This window comes from Burkholderia sp. BDU5 (genome assembly GCF_001522845.1).
Lineage (GTDB): Bacteria > Pseudomonadota > Gammaproteobacteria > Burkholderiales > Burkholderiaceae > Burkholderia > Burkholderia mayonis.
Map to the genome: position 1 here is coordinate 17,832 of NZ_LOWC01000167.1, position 17,325 is coordinate 35,156.

Genomic DNA, 17,325 nt, shown 5'->3' on the forward strand with positions numbered 1-17,325 from the left:
GGATCACCCCGTCAGCCGATGTTGCGCTGACCGAAGATCAGGGCGGACAGCAGCCATGACACGATGCTGTACAGGATCGAACCGAAGAATGCGGACCAGAATCCCGACACTTCGAAACCCTTCAGCAGCGACGCCGCGAGCCAGAAGCACAGCGCGTTCACGACGAGGATGAAGAGGCCGAGCGTGACGATCGTCACGGGCAGCGTGAGCAGGATCAGGATCGGCCGGATCACCGCATTGATGAGGCCCAGCACGACCGCGACGATGAGCGCCGTGCCGAAGCTCTTGATGTGGATCGACGGCACGAGGTACGTGATGATCAAGAGCGCGAGCGCGTTGATGATCCAGGTCAGGATGACGGTCATGTGAAGCTCCTTCTGCGGTTGACGATCCGGCCGGGTGCGGCCGCCCCGGAAGATGAGAACGCGCGACGCGTCGGGCGGCGCACTTCGCCCGCCGACGCGCCGCGCGCGGCGGACGTCAGGCGAGCGGCCGCCCGGCGCCCGCGCGCCGGGTACGGATCAAGATATCAGTAACGATAGTGATCCGGCTTGAACGGGCCCGCCTTCGGCACGCCGATGTACGACGCCTGATCGTCGGACAGCTCGGAGAGCTGCGCGCCGATGCGCGCGAGGTGCAGGCGCGCGACCTTCTCGTCGAGATGCTTCGGCAGCACGTACACCTTGTTCTCGTACTGCTCGCCGCGCACGAACAGCTCGATCTGCGCGAGCGTCTGGTTCGCGAACGAGTTCGACATCACGAACGACGGGTGGCCGGTCGCGCAGCCGAGGTTCACGAGGCGGCCTTCCGCCAGCAGGATCACGCGCTTGCCGTCCGGGAAGATGATGTGGTCGACCTGCGGCTTGATGTTTTCCCACTGGTACTGACGGGTCGACGCGACGTCGATTTCCGAATCGAAGTGGCCGATGTTGCAGACGATCGCGTTGTGGCGCATCGCCTTCATGTGATCGTGGCCGATCACGTGGAAATTGCCGGTCGCCGTCACGAAGATGTCTGCCTTGTCGGCCGCGTATTCCATCGTCACGACGCGGTAGCCTTCCATCGCCGCCTGCAGCGCGCAGATCGGATCGATTTCCGTGATCCACACGGTAGCTCCAAGGCCGCGCAGCGATTGCGCGCAGCCCTTGCCCACGTCGCCGTAGCCCGCGACCACCGCAACCTTGCCCGCGATCATCACGTCGGTCGCGCGCTTGATGCCGTCGACGAGCGACTCGCGGCAGCCGTACAGGTTGTCGAACTTCGACTTCGTCACCGAATCGTTCACGTTGAACGCCGGGAACGGCAGGCGGCCGTCCTTTTCCATCTGATACAGGCGGTGCACGCCCGTCGTCGTCTCTTCGGTGACGCCCTTGATGTGCGCGAGGCGCTTCGAGTACCAGTTCGCGTCGATGTCGAGGTGGCGCGCGATCGACTTGAAGAGCGCGACTTCTTCCTCGTTGGTCGGCTTGGCGATCGCCGAGCGGTCCTGCTCGGCCTTCGCGCCGAGGATGAGGAGCAGCGTCGCATCACCGCCGTCGTCGAGGATCATGTTCGCGAACTCGCCGTTCGGCCATTCGAAGATGCGGTGCGAGAACTCCCAGTACTCGTCGAGCGACTCGCCCTTGAACGCGAAGACGGGCGTGCCGGCTTCGACGATCGCGGCCGCCGCGTGATCCTGCGTCGAGAAGATGTTGCACGACGCCCAGCGGACGTCGGCGCCGAGCGCCTTCAGCGTCTCGATCAGCACGCCCGTCTGGATCGTCATGTGCAGCGAACCCGCGATGCGCGCGCCCTTGAGCGGCTGCTGCGCCTTGTATTCGTCGCGGATCTGCACGAGGCCGGGCATCTCGGTCTCGGCGATGTTCAGCTCCTTGCGGCCCCAGCCGGCAAGCGCGATATCGGCGACGACGTAATCTTGCGAGGAATTGGAATCGATGACAGCGGCGTTCATCACGCCCTCCTTTCTAAAAAAGTTCTAGAAAATTGTGACGTGAGCGCCGTTCAAGTAAGCGGCCGGCATCGGCAGGAACGATCGCCGCTACGCGACGATACTGCGCCGACACACCGCTCGGTTGACCATTTCCGAGCCTGGCGGGCGGGGCCCGTCGCAACGCTCCTCGGAAACGAGGTGGGATTGTAGCAAATCGAGACGAAATTTTCCTATCGGGCGGGCCGGCCGCTCGCGCGCGGCATTTCGTCCGGCTTCGTCGGCGCGCTTTCCCGTTTCGCGCCCGATCGTCGCACGGACGGCTCAGCTCTCCGTGCCGACCCACGTCTGCTCGCGCAGCTTCGCGCGTAGCCGCGCGACCGCCTGGCTGTGCAGCTGGCATACGCGCGACTCGCTCACTTCGAGCACCGCGCCGATCTCGCGCAGGTTCAGGCCGCGCTCGTAGTACAGCGACATCAGCAGCTTCTCGCGCTCGGGCAGGTGCTCGATCGCATCGACGAGCGCGCTGCGCAGATGACCGTCGAGCAGCGCGGACAGCGGATCGGCGTGGTCGGCGCGGTAGCGGTCGAGGAACGGCTCGTCGTCGGCCGAGCGGTCGAAATCCTCGTAATAGACAAGCTGGCTGCCGTGCAGATCCTGCAGCATCGACTGGTATTCGCCGAGCGGCATCTGCAGATGCGCGGCGACCTCCGTTTCGTTCGCCGAGCGGCCGAGCCGCTGCTCGACCTGGTGAACCGCGTGCTCGACTTCGCGCGATGTCTTGCGCAGGCTGCGCGGCAGCCAGTCGTTGCTGCGCAGCTCGTCGAGCATCGCGCCGCGGATTCGCTGCGTCGCGTAGGTCTCGAATTGCGCGCCCTGATCTTCCTTGTAACGGCTCGCCGCGTCGAGCAGGCCGATCATGCCGGCCTGGATCAGATCGTCGAGGTCCACGCTCGCCGGCATCTTCGCGACGAGCTGCAGGCCGAGACGACGCACGAGCGGCGCGTATTGCGTCAGCACTTCGTCCTGGGAAATCTTGCCTTGAGCGTTATACATCGTGCCCTCTCTTCGTCGTGGCGTTCAGGCGGCATGAGCCGCACCCCGTTCAAACGCCGAACTTCCCGTCCGGACCCGGCCGACGCCCGGACCCGGGCGCATCGGCCAATACAGCAGATCGGCAGCGATCTGCCGGTAATCGCGCGCCGCCGCCGCCGACGGAAACGCGTCCACCACCGTGTGCGCGAGTCCGTGCGCGCGCTCGATCAGCGTATCGGCGGCGACGCATCCGGCGTCCGACAGCGACACCCGCAGATAGCGGCTCGCGACGCCCGCGAGGTTCTCGTACGCGGCCTTCGCGTCGGCGGCGCTCTGCACGTGATTCGTCAGCACGCGGAACTGCGCGAGCGCATGCGCGTAATGCAGCCGCTTCATGCACGCGTACGCCTCGGTGATCGCCGACGCCGACACGCGCGTGACGACGAGCACGTCGTGCGCGTCGCGCGCGAGCGCCGACAGCGCGCCGTTCGCGTCGAGCTGCGCGTCGATCAGCACGATGTCCGCCGCGCCGTCGCCGAGCGTCGCGAGCTGCGTCTCGCTGTAGCCGCCGCGCGCGAGCCGCGACGCCTCGCATATCGCGAATCCGAGCTCGTGCCGCACCGGCTCGCCGCCGCGCAACCACGAGCCGCACAGCGTCGCCGAGATCGAGCGGACGTTCGCGCGCTCGTCGACGACGAGCACGTCCTTGCCGAGCGCGGTCAGCGCCGCGGCGAGATTCGCGACCGTCGACGTGCAGCCGACGCCCGACGGTCCGCCCGTCACCGCGACGACGCGCGACGCGCGTCCGGCGAGCAGGCGCCGCAATCCTTCGGCCTGGTCGGTGATGCGTTTATCCAAAGCGGACCTCGTGCAGTTCGTTGCCGGCGCGCACGCTCAACGCGGACAGCATCGCCGGAAGATCGTCGTCGTGCGGCACGAACGGCGAATCCTCGCGCGGCGCGCAGAACGCGCTCTTCAGCAGGAATTTCTTCGTCGCGACGTACAGGTTCTCGGGTACTTTCTGGCCGGTCGACACGTAGTGCACCGGCAGCTTGTAGCGGATCACCGTGTCGAGCACGCCGCCCAGGTTGCTCGCCTCGTCGAGCTTCGTCAGGATGCAGCCCGCGAGATCGGGCAGGGCCGCTTTAGGCTGGCCGGCCGCGCTGCGGTACGCCTGCACGACTTCGTTCAGCGTGTCGCCGTGGCTCGTCGCGTTCAGCAGCAGCAGGCGCTGCACCGGCGTGTCCGCGCCGTGCAGCATCGCGATCTGGTCGGACACCGTGCGGTCGCGCTGGCTCATGCCGATCGTGTCGATCAGCACCATGTGCTTGTTGCGCAGCTCGGCGAGCGCGAGCTGCAGATCGCCGCCATCCTTCACCGCGTGCACCGGCACGCCGAGAATCTTGCCGAAGATGCGCAGTTGCTCGTGGCCGCCGATCCGGTAGCTGTCCGTCGTCAAGAGCGCGACCTTGCTCGCGCCGAAGCGCATCACGCAGCGCGCCGCGAGCTTCGCGGTCGTCGTCGTCTTGCCGACGCCCGTCGGCCCCATCAGCGCGAACACGCCGCCGCGCTCCATCAGCGCGTCCTCGCTGTCGAGCACGGGCAGGTTTGCCGCGAGCACCGTGTGCGCCCAGTCGGCCGCCGCGTCGAGCGTGTCGTAGCCTCCGCCTTCCGGCAGGTTGTCGACGACCATCCGCACGAGCTGCGCGGAGAAGCCCGCCGCGAACAGATATTTGGTCAGCGCGCCGTGCACCGGATTGCGGCGCTGGCGCTCGTTCCACATCAGGCCCGCGAACTGTTCTTCCATCAGCTCGCGCAGCGAGCCGAGCTCCTGCATCACCGTGTCGTTGACGATGCGCTCGATGCGCGCCTTCACCGCGTCCGCGACGACGGTCGCCGTGTCTTCAGGCAGGCGCAGCGCCGCGGCCCCCGACGTTGACGCATCGTCGGCCGGCAGCCGGCGCACGGTGTTGCGCACGATGTCGCGCGCCCATTCGGGCGGCTCGTCGGCGGCCGCGCGCTCGCGCGGCGCATGCGGGGCAGCCGTCGCCGCGCGCGGACGCGCGACGAGTTCCTCGTGCTGCTTCGTCAGCCGCTTCGCATGCTCGACGAGCCACGGTGCAGGCTCGGACGGCGCAGAGGCCGGCTGCGCGACGGCGGCCGGCGCATCGTCGTCGGCTGCCGCATCGACGCTCGCGCCGAACACCGACGAGAACACGTCGGGGATGCCGCCCGCCGCGTAAGGATTCGCGGCGGCGCGCAGCGCCGACGCGTTCGCCGAAGGAAAGATGACCGAGGCGGCGGGCGACGCGAACGACGGCGCTGAAGACGGATACAGCGCCGGCTGGCGCAGCGCTTGCGGCTGCGGCTGGGCCGCGCCGTGTGCGGCTTCGGCGGCCGCGCGCTGCGTCGAGATTTCGGCGAGCTCGGCGGCGGGCAGCGCGACGATCTCGACACGACCGTCGTCGAGCGTCCGGTTGGACAGTACCGCCGCGTCGGCGCCCATCGCTTCGCGCACGAGGCGCAGCGCGTCGCGGCTCGTCGGGCCAATGAATTTGCGAATGTTCAAGCGGTACCCCCGATGACGTTAACGACCTTGATCGTGCGCGTGTCCGGCACTTCGGCGTAGGACAGCACTTTCAATTGCGGCAGGCTGCGCCGCAGGAAACGCGCGAGCATCGCGCGCAGCGCGTGCTGGACGAGCAGCACGGGCGGCAGCCCCATGTTCTGTTGACGCAGCATCGCGTCTTGCGTGCCGATGAGCAGCGTGTGCGCGAGGCCCGGCTCGAGGCCAGGATTCGCGCCGGTGGCGAGCGCCTGCGACAGCACGCGCTCGAGATTCGCGTCGAGTCCCATCACCTGCATCTCGCCCACGCCCGGATACCACTGCTGAGTGATCGCGCGGCCAAGCGCGAGACGCACGGCGGCCGTGAGCTCGTACGGATCGGTGATGCGGCCCGCCTGCTCGGACACGGCCTCGATGATCGTGCGCATGTCGCGGATCGGCACGCCCTCGTCGAGCAGGTTCTGCAGCACCTTCTGCAGCGTGGTGAGCGAGATCGTCTTCGGCACGAGGTCCTCGACGAGCGACGGCGCATCCTTGCCGGTCCGCTCGATGAGCGCCTGCACTTCCTGGCGGCCGAGCAGCTCGGCCGCGTGCTGGACGACGAGGTGATTGAGGTGCGTCGCGACGACCGTGCTCGCGTCGACGACCGTGTAGCCGTACACCTGCGCCTGCTCGCGCAACGACGTGTCGATCCAGACGGCGGGCAGCCCGAACGCCGGGTCCTGCGTCGGCGCGCCCGGCAGCGCGGCCGTCACCTGGCCCGGATTGATCGCGAGCCACTGACCCGGGTACGCTTCGCCGACGCCGACCTCGACGCCCTTCAGCGCGATCCGGTAAGCGTTCGGACGCAGCTCGAGGTTGTCGCGGATATGGATGACGGGCGGCAGGAAGCCGATTTCCTGCGCGAACTTCTTGCGGATGCTCTTGATCCGCTTGAGCAGTTCGCCGTCGGTGTTCTTGTCGACGAGCGGAATCAGCCGATAGCCGACTTCGAGGCCGAGCGGATCGATGAGCGTGACGTCTTCCCAAGTCGCTTCGTGGCTGTCGGCCGGCAGCGCTGCCGGCGGCGCGATCTCGGCGACCATGCCCGCCGCCTTCCTCGCGGCTTCGCGCTTCGTCAACGTCCGCGACAGCCAGATCGCGCCGGCGCCGAGCAGCAGGAACGCGAAGTGCGGCATGTTCGGGATGAGGCCCATCAGCACGATGATCGAGCCCGTGATCATCAAGACGCGCGGGTTCGTGAAGAGCTGCGTCGTGAGCTGCGTGCCGATGTCCTCGTCGGTCGCGACGCGCGACACGATCACGCCCGCCGCGGTCGAGATCACGAGCGACGGGATCTGCGCGACGAGGCCGTCGCCGATCGTGAGCAGCGTGTAGTTCTTGCCCGCCGCGGCGAAGCTCATGTCGTGCTGGAGCATCCCGACGATCAGGCCGCCGATCACGTTGATCGCCATGATGATGAGGCCCGCGATCGCGTCGCCGCGCACGAACTTCGACGCACCGTCCATCGACCCGTAGAACTCCGCTTCCTGCGCGACCGCCTGGCGGCGCTTCTTCGCCTGCTCTTCGTTGATGAGGCCGGCGTTGAGGTCGGCGTCGATCGCCATCTGCTTGCCGGGCATCGCGTCGAGCGTGAAGCGCGCGGACACTTCGGCGATCCGGCCCGCGCCCTTCGTGATCACCATGAAGTTGATGATCATCAGGATCACGAACACGACGATGCCGACTGCGAAGTTGCCGCCGACGAGGAAGTGGCCGAACGCCTCGATCACCTGGCCGGCCGCGTCGGGGCCCGTGTGGCCTTCGAGCAGCACGACGCGCGTCGACGCGACGTTCAGCGACAGGCGCAAGAGCGTCGAGAACAGCAGCACGCTCGGGAATGCGGCGAAGTCGAGCGGCTTCATCGTGTACATGCTGACGAGCAGCACCATCACCGACAGCGCGATGTTGAACGTGAAGAACAGATCGAGCAGCAGCGGCGGCAGCGGCAGGATCATCATCCCGAGAATCATGCAGATGAGGATCGGGCCCGCGAGCGCGCGCAGGTTCGCGCCGTCGAGAAGCTGCGCGCGCTTGCCGAGGAAACCGGCCGGCATGTTCATGCGGCGCCTCCGGCGGCGTGACGGCCAAGCACGTCGTCAGCCTCTTCCTGCTCGTCTTCCGGCGCGACGTGCTTGCCCTTGTCGAGCTCGGCGGGCACCTCGAGATCGACGGGCGTCTCGGGCGCGATCCCGCCTTCGGCGCGGAAGCGCTTCAGCTGATACACCCACGCGAGCACTTCGGCGACGGCCGAATACAGCGTGCCCGGAATCTCGCGTTCGAGATCGACGTTGTGATAGAGCGCGCGAGCGAGCGGCGGCGCTTCGAGGAGCGGCACGTGGTGCTCGGCCGCGAGCTCGCGGATCCGCGCGGCGACGAGGTTCACGCCCTTCGCGACGACCTTCGGCGCGCGCATCTCGCCGTCCGTGTACTTGAGCGCGACCGCGAAGTGCGTCGGGTTCGTGACGACGACGTCGGCCGTCGGCACGTTCGCCATCATCCGGCGGCGCGCCATCGCGCGCTGCTGTTGGCGAATCCGGCCCTTCACATGTGGATCGCCTTCGTTCTCGCGGTGTTCGCGCTTCACTTCTTCCTTCGTCATGCGCAGCTTCTTGTTGTACTGCCAGAGTTGATACGGCACGTCGAGGCCCGCGACGACGAGCATTCCCGCGACCGTCATCCCGCAGCACACGGCGACGAGATGCAGCGCGTCGGCGAGCGCCGCGTGGAGCGGCTGCGTCGCGAGGCCGAGCAATTCGTCCTTGCTGCGCCAGATCGCGATGCCGCCGATCCCGCCGACGACGAGCGTCTTCGCGATCGACATCCCGAGCTGGATCGGCCCTTGAATCGAGAAAATGCGGCCGAGGCCCGTGATCGGATTCAGGCGCTCGAACTTCAGCTCGAACGTCTTCGTCGACACGAGCCAGCCGCCGAGCGCCATCGGCGCGGCGAGCGCCGCGACGCCCGTCAGCGCGAGCAAGGGCGCGAGCGCGTAGAGACCTTCGAGGCTCAGGCTGCCCGCGTGCGACAGCATCCGATGGGTGTCGAACGCGGTTGCGCGGTCGAACGAGAACGCCGCGTGCAGCATCGTGCGCAGATGCTCGCTGATCGGGCCGGACAGGAGCCACGCGCCGTAGAAGCCCGCCGACAGCAGCGCGAACGAAGCCAGCTCGCGCGAGCGCGCGACCTGCCCCTCCTCGCGCGCCTTCTCGCGGCGCTTGGGCGTCGCGGCTTCTGTCCGTTCGAGATCGCTGTCCTCTGCCACGAGGGCCTCCATGCGGGCGCGGCGGGATGCCGCTTTTCAGTGACACCGATTATTCCCGCGGCGGTCAACGGGCGATCGGTCGAGGAAAGCGGGGAAACGGGGGTATTTCTCGGAATCGGTTGCGGCGTTGAAGGGCGGGCGTTAAGCGGGTTTTGGGGGCGGGATCGGCGGCGGGCGACCCTTGCAGCCAACGTCTTCATGCTTGCCGCGCGCGCCGCCGAAACGGGCCCGCCCGCTGGAAAACGCCGACGCGGTCTCGAAGGGCGTGTTTGCGGCGAGCCCGGCGCTCGGCGCCTATGCTCGAGCGCCCGCGCCCGCCCGCCGCTCACCGCAACGCGCGCGACGCGAGCGCGTCGGCCGCGAAGACGCCCGACAGCATCGATGTCGTCACGCCGAAGCCCGGATATGTCGTCTGGCCGGCGAGATACAGCCCGTCGATCGGCATCGCGTGTGGAAACTGCTGATCCGGCCGCGCGGCGGGCGACAGCCCGTAAAGCGCGCCTTCGTACAGGCCGAGCCGCTCCGCATGACCCCGCGGGCTCGTCACGCGCAGCGTCGCGATGTCGAGCCGGTGCCGGCCCGCGAGCGCGTCGATCCAGGGCTGCGCGGCCGCCGTCTTCGCGGCGTCGGTCCACGCGTCGAGCGGCGTGTGCGCGTCGACGGCCGCGAACATCTCGACAATGCTGCCGCCCGGCGGCGCGAGCCCGGGCAGCGTGACCGTCGGCACCGTGTAGTTGAACCAACGCACGCCGTCCGGCTGCGGCGACAGCATCGCCCGCTGGTCGCCCGCGGGCGGCAGATGGTTGACCGAATACGCGACGGGCTCGATCCGGTTGCGCAGCCCGAGCTGGATGCCGAGCACGCGATGCGACAAAGGCGCGCGGGCGACGCGGCGCAACATCGCTCGCGGCGCGTCGGCAGCCTCGACGAGGCGCGCGAACGTCGCCATCCCGCTCACGGTCGACACGACCGCATCCGCGTCGATCTGCTTGCCCGACGCGAGCGTGAGCCCACGCACGCGGCCGCCCGCGACGCGAATCCGCATGACCGCCGCCCCCGTGTGCACCTGTCCGCCGTGCGCAACGAACGCGTCCGCGAGCGCGCGCGGAATCGCGCCCATCCCGCCTTCGGGCAAATACAGGCCGTCGTCGAGGAGCGCGATCAATCCGACGATCTGCGAGACAGGCGTGCGCTCGGCGGGCAGCCCCGTGTACAGCGTGACCGCGGCGAGCGCCGCGCGCGCGTCCGGATCGGAGAAATCGCGCGCGAGCTCGGCCGCGAGCGTGCCGCGCAGCTTCGGCAGATGACGCCAAGTCTTCGCGAGGAAATGCGGCAGCGACCGCGGCCGGATCAGCAGATCGTCGACGAAGACCTGCAGCAGCGGCCGCCATTTGTCGACGCAGCGCGCAATCTCCGCCCGCAGCACCGCGCTGCGCTCGGCGCCTTGCGCACCGTCGACGAACGCCGCACCGCGCGCGCCGAGCGTCACACGCGTGCCGTCCGGCAGCCACGACGCCTGCGGCACCGTGATCGGCCGCAGCGGCGCGCATGCCGCGCGATCGAGCCCGAGCCGCGCGAACGCGTGATCGAGCAGGCGCGGCAGCGCGACGAACAGCGCGCCGTCGTTGAAGCGAAAGCCGTCGACGTCGGTCGTCGATGCGCATCCGCCCACCACGTCGCGTGCCTCGTAAAGCCGCACATCGCAGCCCCGGCGCGCGAGCTCGACGCCCGCCGCAAGGCCCGCCACGCCGCCGCCGACGATCGCGACACGCGTCACACCGATTGGCTTCATTCCGTGTCTCCGCTGCGGAGAAGCCCGTATTGTCGTCGAAAGGCGGCGAACGCGAAGGACCGACGGCAGCGAAACGGCAGGCGGGCGCTCAGCCGGCCGCGGCCCGCTGCAGCGCCGCGAGGTCGATTTTCTTCATCTGCATCAGCGCCTGCATCGTGCGCGACGCCTTCGACGGATCGGCGCCCGTCAGCAGTTCCGGCAGTTGCGCGGGCACGATCTGCCACGACAGCCCGAAGCGGTCCTTGAGCCAGCCGCACTGCTGCGCGCTCTCGTCGCCGCCCTCGGACAGCCGGCGCCAGTAGTAATCGATCTCGTCCTGCGTTGCGCAGTTGACGACGAACGACACGGCCGGATTGAACTGGAACGCGGGGCCGCCGTTCAGCGCGACAAAGCTCTGGCCGTCGAGCTCGAAGGCGACCGTCATCACGGTGCCCTCGCCCTGCCCGGACGCCTGCGCGCCCTCGCTGCCGTAGCGGGCGACGCGCGTGATCTTTGCGTCGTCGAACACCGATACGTAGAACGTCGCGGCTTCCTCGGCGTTGCCGTCGAACCACAGGAAGGGGGTGATGCGCTGCACACGTGCCGCCATGACGTCTCTCCTCGTGAGTCTTCCTCTGCGGAACAACCTGACGATGATAGGCGCTCGCGGCGCGTGCGGCCGCGCATCTTTCGTAGTGCTCCATGCAAAAGGGCGCGATTTCTCGCGCCCTTTGTCGTCAGTGTGCGGCGCGCCGGCGCCCGGAGCCCCGGATGCCGGCGCGCGCCGCCCGTTGCGTCAGAATGCGATATATGGGGCCGGCCCGCCGCTGCCGCTCTGGTCCATCCCGAAGTACAGCGTCTTGCCGAAGAAGTGCGGCAGACCGAAGTCGAGCATCCGTGTGTCGCCGAACGGACCGCCCAGGTTCGGCACCGCGGACTTGTACGACGAGAACAGCGAGTTCGCGTTGGCGATCGAGATCGACGGCGACGCCTGCGCGCCGTTCAGGCCGATGACGGTGGCCGTCGTCGACTGCGTGGTCGATGGGCAGTAGAACGACGAGTTGTTGCTGCAAACGGGCAGCGTGACGGCCGTACTGCCGCCCGTGTCGAAGAAGTACGCGTTCGATCCGGTGTCGAAGAACGCCGTACTGATCGCGCGGCCGAGCAACGTGCCCGTCAGGTCGCCCGCCGTCGTCGACGTGAGCTTGGTCACGCCCGCCGGCAGCGCGTTGTTCGCCTGCGTGTTGATGCCGAACGTCAGCGTGCCGGTCGCACTGCCGCCTGACGGCGGATTCATCGCGACGACCACGCCGTTGTTGTCGGCCGGAAAGCGCGGCACCGGATTCGCGACCTGCTGCGCGAGCGGCACCGTCGTGACCTGGCAGCTCGAGTTGCCGTTCGGGCACGCATAGTAGTTGCTGTAGAGCGTCGACGTCACGCAGTTCGCGCCGCAGTCGTACGGCGCGGGCCCGATCCCGAGGATGCCGTTCGCGCCGAGGTCGGCGGCCGTGTTCGACGGCGAATTGCCGTTCGAGCACGACGTCGGCACGCCGGACGTGCCGAGGTCGCCGATGATCTGGACCGGCAGCGAGCTCGCCTGTTCGCCGGCGATCTTCACGTCGGCGGTGCGCACGGTGCCCCATGTGTAGCTCGTCACGAACTTGCCGCACTCGACGAGCGCGCCGCCGCTCACGCTCGACACGGGCAGGCTGCCGAGCACGTTCGACGCGGCGGTGTTGACGATCCGCAGCCCGTACGACGCAGTGTCGACGAGCACGTTGTCGATCGTCTGGCACGTCGACGTGCCGGGCGCGCAGATCGTCACGCTGACGGTCGGCATGTTGACGACGGTCGCGACGCCCGTGCTGACGGTGATCGCCGCCTGGTTCGACGCGAGCGGCGTGCCGGACGAGCCGCCCGAACCACCGCCCGCGGACGTGCTGCCGCCGCCGGAACCGGTGTTGACGGACGCGTTCGAGCCGCCGTCGCCCCCGCCGCCGCAAGCGGCGACGAGTGCGACCGTGGCCGCGGCGAGGCTCAGCGCGCCGAGCCAGCGAGTCAGAGTGTATTGGAAGCGCAAGATCTGTCCCCTCCCGTCGCGATCACTGGACGTCGTTGCTGGAGAAGCCGGCAGGCAGCGCCTGCGGCAGCCACGCCTGACCGGAGTACGAGCCCATGTGGCCGCCCGTGTGGACGACGAGCCCGCTCGTGTCGATCGCGGCCGGCGCGCGCGGCCCGCGTGCGGCGTGGGACGCCTTCACGCCCGCCTCGTATTGCGGGAAATAGCTGCCGAGCAGATCAGAGAGATCCGGCGCGACGGGGCCTCGCCACGACAACGCGAACACGGTGCCTGCCGTCGAGACGTACTCGCGCACGACAGTGCCCGAGCCGAGCGTGGTTTCCCGCACTGTGTAGCCGACGGCGGCCGTCGATGCGCCGCCCGCCGCATGGATGCTGCGCTGCATCGAACGCACCGTCGCGGCGGTATCCGCGGCGGGCGGTGTCATCGGCGCGCCGCCGAGGCCCGCGTGGACGGGCGCGGCAAGCCACGCGCACATGAAGCCGGCCGCCGTCGCGGCGATCCGGCGAAATCGACTCGATCTCACTCCATTCCTCCTCGAATTCAGGCTCTGCATCTCGGGCGGCGTGACGTCTGCCGGTTCACGCACCGCTCATTATCGACAATCGAAAGCGAAAAGAAAGCCATCGAGCGCCTGCAAACCAGGAGCGTAGTATGCCTGTCTCTTATGTCAGGAGCCTATTGGCATTAATCTTGACGATCTCTTAAATACTGCAAAACAAATCGACTCAAAAGCCGAGGCTCGCCAGCAGATCGTCGACTTGCGCCTGATCCTGCACGACATCCGCCTTCCCTTCCGGGTTGATTTGCGGCCCATTCAGCAGCGATTCCGGCGTGATCGCGCCGCCCGCCTGCTCGGCGGCGAGCGCGGCGGCCGTTGCGGCGAACTGCTCGCGCCGTTCGGGCGCGATGTTTTCGACCAGCACGGTCAGCAGTTGCTGCTCGATCAGATAGACCATATCCATGATCTTCTTGATCACCTGGCCCGTCAGATCCTGGAAGTCCTGCGCGAGCATGATCTCGAGCAATTGCGCGTTGGTCGCGCCCGTCGCCTCCGGCAACGCGCGCAGGAACGCACGCGTGTCGTCCATCAGGACGCGCACTTCCGCGCGCTCGATCGGCGATTCGTACCACTTCGCCCAGCGCGCGTCGAGCGCCGCGGCCTCTTCCTGCAGGCGCACCTGCACGGGCTTCGCGATCTCGATCGCGGTCAGCACGCGCTCGGCCGCCTGCTCGGTCATCGCGACGACGTAGCGCAGCCGATCGCGCGCATCCGGCACGGCTTCCGCTGCCTTCTCGACGTGCTTGTCGAGTCCCAGCTCGCGCATCGAGTCGCGCAGCGTGCGCGTCAGCTGGCCGATGCGCGCGAGAATACGGTCGCTCGCCAGATCGGCGGCGTCGGCAAGGCGTTCGTCGGCACTCGCGCCGGCAAGCGCCGCATTGATCGGCTCGTTCACGTCAGCTCCCCGCTTTCGCCATCTTTTCCAGAATCTTGTTGAGCTTCTCGTCGAGGGTCGCCGCCGTAAAGGGCTTCACGACATAGCCGCTCGCGCCCGCCTGCGCGGCCGCGATGATGTTCTCCTTCTTCGACTCGGCCGTCACCATCAGCACCGGCAGATGCGACAGCGACGCGTCCGCGCGGATCTCCTTCAGCATCGCGAGGCCGTCGAGGTTCGGCATGTTCCAGTCGGAGATCACGAAGTCGTAGCCGCCGCCGCGCAGCCGCGCAAGCCCGGCGAGGCCGTCCTCCGCCTCGTCGACGTTCGAATAGCCCAGCTCTTTCAACAAGTTGCGGACGATCCGACGCATCGTCGGAAAATCGTCCACCACCAAAATCTTCATGCTCTTGTCCATCATCTCTGTTCCTTTCCTGATTCGTGTCCTGTAACGGTCGCGCCTAGGGTTACACGCGCTGCACGCGGTCGCCCATCGACGCAAGGCGCGCCATGATACGGCGACTCATGTCGGAAAGGGGCGCGACGTCGTCGACGCCGCCCATCGCGATCGCCTCGCGCGGCATCCCGAACACGACGCAGCTCGCCTCGTCCTGGGCGAACGTATACGCGCCCGCCTTTTTCATTTCAAGCAGCCCGGCCGCGCCGTCGCGGCCCATCCCGGTCAGGATCACGCCGAGCGCGTTCTTGCCCGCGTGCTGCGCGGCCGAGCGGAACAGCACGTCGACCGACGGGCGATGGCGGTTGACGGGCGGATCGTCCGACAGATGCGCGATGTAGTTCGCGCCGCTTCGCGCGAGCAGCAGGTGCGCGTGGCCGGGCGCGATGTACGCGTGGCCCGGCAGCACGCGCTCGCCGTGCTCCGCCTCCTTCACCGAGATCCGGCACAGTCCGTTCAGGCGCTGCGCGAACGAGCGCGTGAAGCCGGGCGGCATGTGCTGCGCGATCAGGACGGCGGGCGCGTCGGGCGGCAGCGGCGTCAGCACCTCGCGGATCGCCTCGGTGCCGCCCGTCGACGCACCGACGATGATCAGCTTCTCGGTACTGACGAGCGGATTGTTGATGAGCGGCGCGGCGGCGCCGGCGTGGCCGGGCGCGGCGGCGGCCGCGTGCGGCTGCGGATTCTGCCGCACGCGCGCGCGCGACGCGGCGCGCACCTTGTCGGCCAGCCTTTCCGAGTATTCGAGCATCCCGTCGCGAATCCCGACGCGCGGCTTCGTGACGAAGTCGACCGCGCCGAGCTCGAGCGCGCGCAGCGTGATTTCCGAGCCGCGCTCGGTCAGCGACGACACCATCACGACCGGCATCGGCCGCAGGCGCATCAGCTTCTCGAGGAAGTCGAGGCCGTCCATCCGCGGCATTTCGACGTCGAGCGTCAGCACGTCCGGGTTGTGCTGCTTGATCAGCTCGCGCGCGACGAGCGGATCGGGCGCCGTCGCGCACACCTCCATGTCGGGCTGGCTGTTGATGATTTCGGTCATCAAGCTGCGGATCAGCGCCGAATCGTCGACACACAGCACTTTGATTTTCTTCTGCACAGCGTTCAAGCCTCCTGCTTTCTTGTGGCGGGCTGCGACGCGGCCCGCGTACCGAACAATTCGATGCGGGGCTTCGCATCCGCCTTGGGCGCGGGCGTCCCGAACAGCTCGACGCGCGGGCGCGGACGGGCGGCGCGCTCGCCCCGCGCCTCGCGCGCGAGCGCGGCTTCCCGCTCGGCGACGTCGGGCGCCTGCACGCGCAACTTCTTCACCATCGCCTGCCCCGTGTGCGGCATGAACGCGACCTTGCGCGGATGCACGCCCTGCAGATCCTCGGCGGTGATGCGGATGCGCTCGAGCGCGAGATAGCGGCGCGCGAAATCGGCGTTGCGATCGCCGATGTTGATCGTCGTCATCCCGGCGAGCACGGCCGCGCCGCCGAACACCTTCGCTTCGAAGCGCTCGCGGCGGCCGCCCGCCTTGATGAGCTCGTTGATCAGCACTTCCATCGCGTACGCGCCGTAGCGCATCGATTCGGACGCGGCGGCGGACGGGTCCGCGCCGTCGTCCGGCAGCATGAAGTGGTTCATCCCGCCGATCCGCGCGATCGGATCGTGCAGGCACGCGGCGACGCACGAGCCGAGCACGGTGACGAGCACCATGTCCTCGCGTGTCGTGTAGAACTCGTTCGGCAGCAGCTTCACGCCGCGGCGGTGGAAGTGCGCGTCGAAATAATGATTGGTCGCGATCGGCAGCCCGCTCATCGGAGTTCCTCCTCGGCCGCGGCCGCGCCGATGCGCGAACGCACGCGCGGCGCGGCGGAATACCCGTCGCGCGTCAGCTCGTAGACCGTCTGCCCGCGCAGATGGAACGCCTGCGTCACGTACGTGAAGTTCTCCGAATGGCCGGCGAACAACAGGCCGCCCGGCTTCATCAGCGGCTCGAAGCGCGCGAGCACCTGCGACTGCGTCGGCTTGTCGAAGTAGATCATCACGTTGCGGCAGAAGATCGCGTCGAACGGCTTCGTGAAGCCGTAGTCGGCGTCCGTCAAGTTGAGCTGCGCGAAGCGGATCATCGCGCGCAGCTCGGGGCGCACCTTCACGCGGCCCGCCTGCGTACCCGTGCCTTTCAGGAAGAAGCGCTTGAGCCGCTCGGGCGACAGGTGCTTCACCTGCTCGAACGCATAGACGCCAGCTTCCGCCTTCGCGAGCACCTGCGTGTCGAGGTCGGTCGCGAGCACGGTCGCCGAGCGCGCGGCCGAATCGCCGAGCGCCTCGACGAGCGTCATCGCGATCGAATACGGCTCTTCGCCCGTCGACGCCGCCGAGCACCACACCGATACCGGCTGTTCGCGGCGCTTGACGAATTCGGCGAGGATCGGGAAGTGATGCGACTCGCGGAAGAACGCAGTCAGGTTCGTCGTCAGCGAGTTCGTGAACGCTTCCCATTCGGCCGGGTCGTTTTCACGCTCGAGCAGCTCGAGGTAGTCGCAGAAACGGTTGAGTCCGCGCGCGCGCAGGCGCCGCGCAAGGCGGCTGTATGCCATGTCGCGCTTGTGCTCGGACAGCGAGATGCCCGCGCGCCGATGGATCAGCGCGCGGATCTTCGTGAAGTCGGCGGACGTGAATTCGAAGTCCCGCGCAGCGTCGCCCGACCGTTCTTGCGGTTCGAGTGCGTCGAGACGAGAGGCGGCGCGTGCGGGCATCATGG

The 17,325-nt window shown here is 68.2% G+C and carries 16 protein-coding genes and 1 riboswitch; all 16 genes read right to left on the reverse strand.

From position 1 onward, the window contains the following. Positions 1 to 11: 11 nt before the first annotated feature. Positions 12 to 365 (reverse strand): phage holin family protein, encoded by a 354-nt coding sequence (locus WS69_RS27475; RefSeq protein ID WP_059473799.1) that lies wholly within the window; start codon positions 363 to 365, stop codon positions 12 to 14. Positions 366 to 529: 164 nt separating this feature from the next. Next, positions 530 to 1,951, reverse strand: coding sequence for an adenosylhomocysteinase (ahcY, locus tag WS69_RS27480; RefSeq protein WP_059473800.1), 1,422 nt, complete (start codon positions 1,949 to 1,951; stop codon positions 530 to 532). A 34-nt stretch (positions 1,952 to 1,985) separates the two neighbouring features. Beyond that, positions 1,986 to 2,125: riboswitch (S-adenosyl-L-homocysteine riboswitch) on the reverse strand. A gap of 126 nt (positions 2,126 to 2,251) precedes the next feature. After that, positions 2,252 to 2,983: an RNA polymerase sigma factor FliA gene (locus WS69_RS27485; RefSeq protein WP_059473801.1), complete on the reverse strand. Its 732-nt coding sequence runs from the start codon at positions 2,981 to 2,983 to the stop codon at positions 2,252 to 2,254. Between the two features lie 24 nt (positions 2,984 to 3,007). Continuing rightward, complete coding sequence (locus tag WS69_RS27490) at positions 3,008 to 3,820, reverse strand: MinD/ParA family ATP-binding protein (RefSeq protein WP_059473802.1); 813 nt, start codon at positions 3,818 to 3,820, stop codon at positions 3,008 to 3,010. Next, complete coding sequence (gene flhF, locus WS69_RS27495; RefSeq protein WP_059473803.1) at positions 3,813 to 5,531, reverse strand: flagellar biosynthesis protein FlhF; 1,719 nt, start codon at positions 5,529 to 5,531, stop codon at positions 3,813 to 3,815. The genes WS69_RS27490 and flhF overlap by 8 nt, the downstream gene beginning before the upstream one ends. After that, positions 5,528 to 7,630: a flagellar biosynthesis protein FlhA gene (gene flhA, locus WS69_RS27500; protein WP_059473804.1), complete on the reverse strand. Its 2,103-nt coding sequence runs from the start codon at positions 7,628 to 7,630 to the stop codon at positions 5,528 to 5,530. The genes flhF and flhA overlap by 4 nt, the downstream gene beginning before the upstream one ends. Beyond that, positions 7,627 to 8,832 (reverse strand): flagellar biosynthesis protein FlhB, encoded by a 1,206-nt coding sequence (gene flhB / locus WS69_RS27505; protein ID WP_059473846.1) that lies wholly within the window; start codon positions 8,830 to 8,832, stop codon positions 7,627 to 7,629. Before flhB ends, flhA begins: the two co-directional genes overlap by 4 nt. Positions 8,833 to 9,157: 325 nt before the next feature. Next, positions 9,158 to 10,624 carry a phytoene desaturase family protein gene (locus WS69_RS27510; RefSeq protein WP_059473805.1) on the reverse strand — a complete coding sequence of 489 codons (1,467 nt, stop codon included), beginning with the start codon at positions 10,622 to 10,624 and terminating at the stop codon, positions 9,158 to 9,160. 88 nt (positions 10,625 to 10,712) lie between these two features. Beyond that, entirely contained in the window at positions 10,713 to 11,213 is a 501-nt protein-coding gene (locus tag WS69_RS27515) for a VOC family protein (protein ID WP_059473806.1), read from the reverse strand. A 186-nt stretch (positions 11,214 to 11,399) separates the two neighbouring features. After that, positions 11,400 to 12,683 carry a DUF3443 domain-containing protein gene (locus WS69_RS27520; protein ID WP_059473807.1) on the reverse strand — a complete coding sequence of 428 codons (1,284 nt, stop codon included), beginning with the start codon at positions 12,681 to 12,683 and terminating at the stop codon, positions 11,400 to 11,402. Between the two features lie 22 nt (positions 12,684 to 12,705). Beyond that, the gene (locus WS69_RS27525; RefSeq protein ID WP_059473808.1) at positions 12,706 to 13,209 is read right to left on the reverse strand and encodes a DUF2844 domain-containing protein; all 504 of its coding nucleotides are present in this window, start codon (positions 13,207 to 13,209) and stop codon (positions 12,706 to 12,708) included. A gap of 202 nt (positions 13,210 to 13,411) precedes the next feature. Next, the gene (gene cheZ / locus WS69_RS27530) at positions 13,412 to 14,140 is read right to left on the reverse strand and encodes a protein phosphatase CheZ (protein ID WP_059473809.1); all 729 of its coding nucleotides are present in this window, start codon (positions 14,138 to 14,140) and stop codon (positions 13,412 to 13,414) included. Between the two features lies 1 nt (position 14,141). Then, on the reverse strand, positions 14,142 to 14,537 hold the full coding sequence (gene cheY / locus WS69_RS27535) for a chemotaxis response regulator CheY (protein ID WP_059473810.1): 396 nt from the start codon (positions 14,535 to 14,537) through the stop codon (positions 14,142 to 14,144). A 49-nt stretch (positions 14,538 to 14,586) separates the two neighbouring features. Continuing rightward, a complete protein-coding gene (locus tag WS69_RS27540; protein ID WP_059473847.1) occupies positions 14,587 to 15,675 on the reverse strand; it encodes a protein-glutamate methylesterase/protein-glutamine glutaminase in 1,089 nt (362 codons plus the stop codon). 5 nt (positions 15,676 to 15,680) lie between these two features. After that, complete coding sequence (gene cheD / locus WS69_RS27545) at positions 15,681 to 16,379, reverse strand: chemoreceptor glutamine deamidase CheD (RefSeq protein WP_059473811.1); 699 nt, start codon at positions 16,377 to 16,379, stop codon at positions 15,681 to 15,683. Continuing rightward, complete coding sequence (locus tag WS69_RS27550; protein WP_059473812.1) at positions 16,376 to 17,323, reverse strand: CheR family methyltransferase; 948 nt, start codon at positions 17,321 to 17,323, stop codon at positions 16,376 to 16,378. The genes cheD and WS69_RS27550 overlap by 4 nt, the downstream gene beginning before the upstream one ends. Between the last annotated feature and the right edge of the window lie 2 nt (positions 17,324 to 17,325).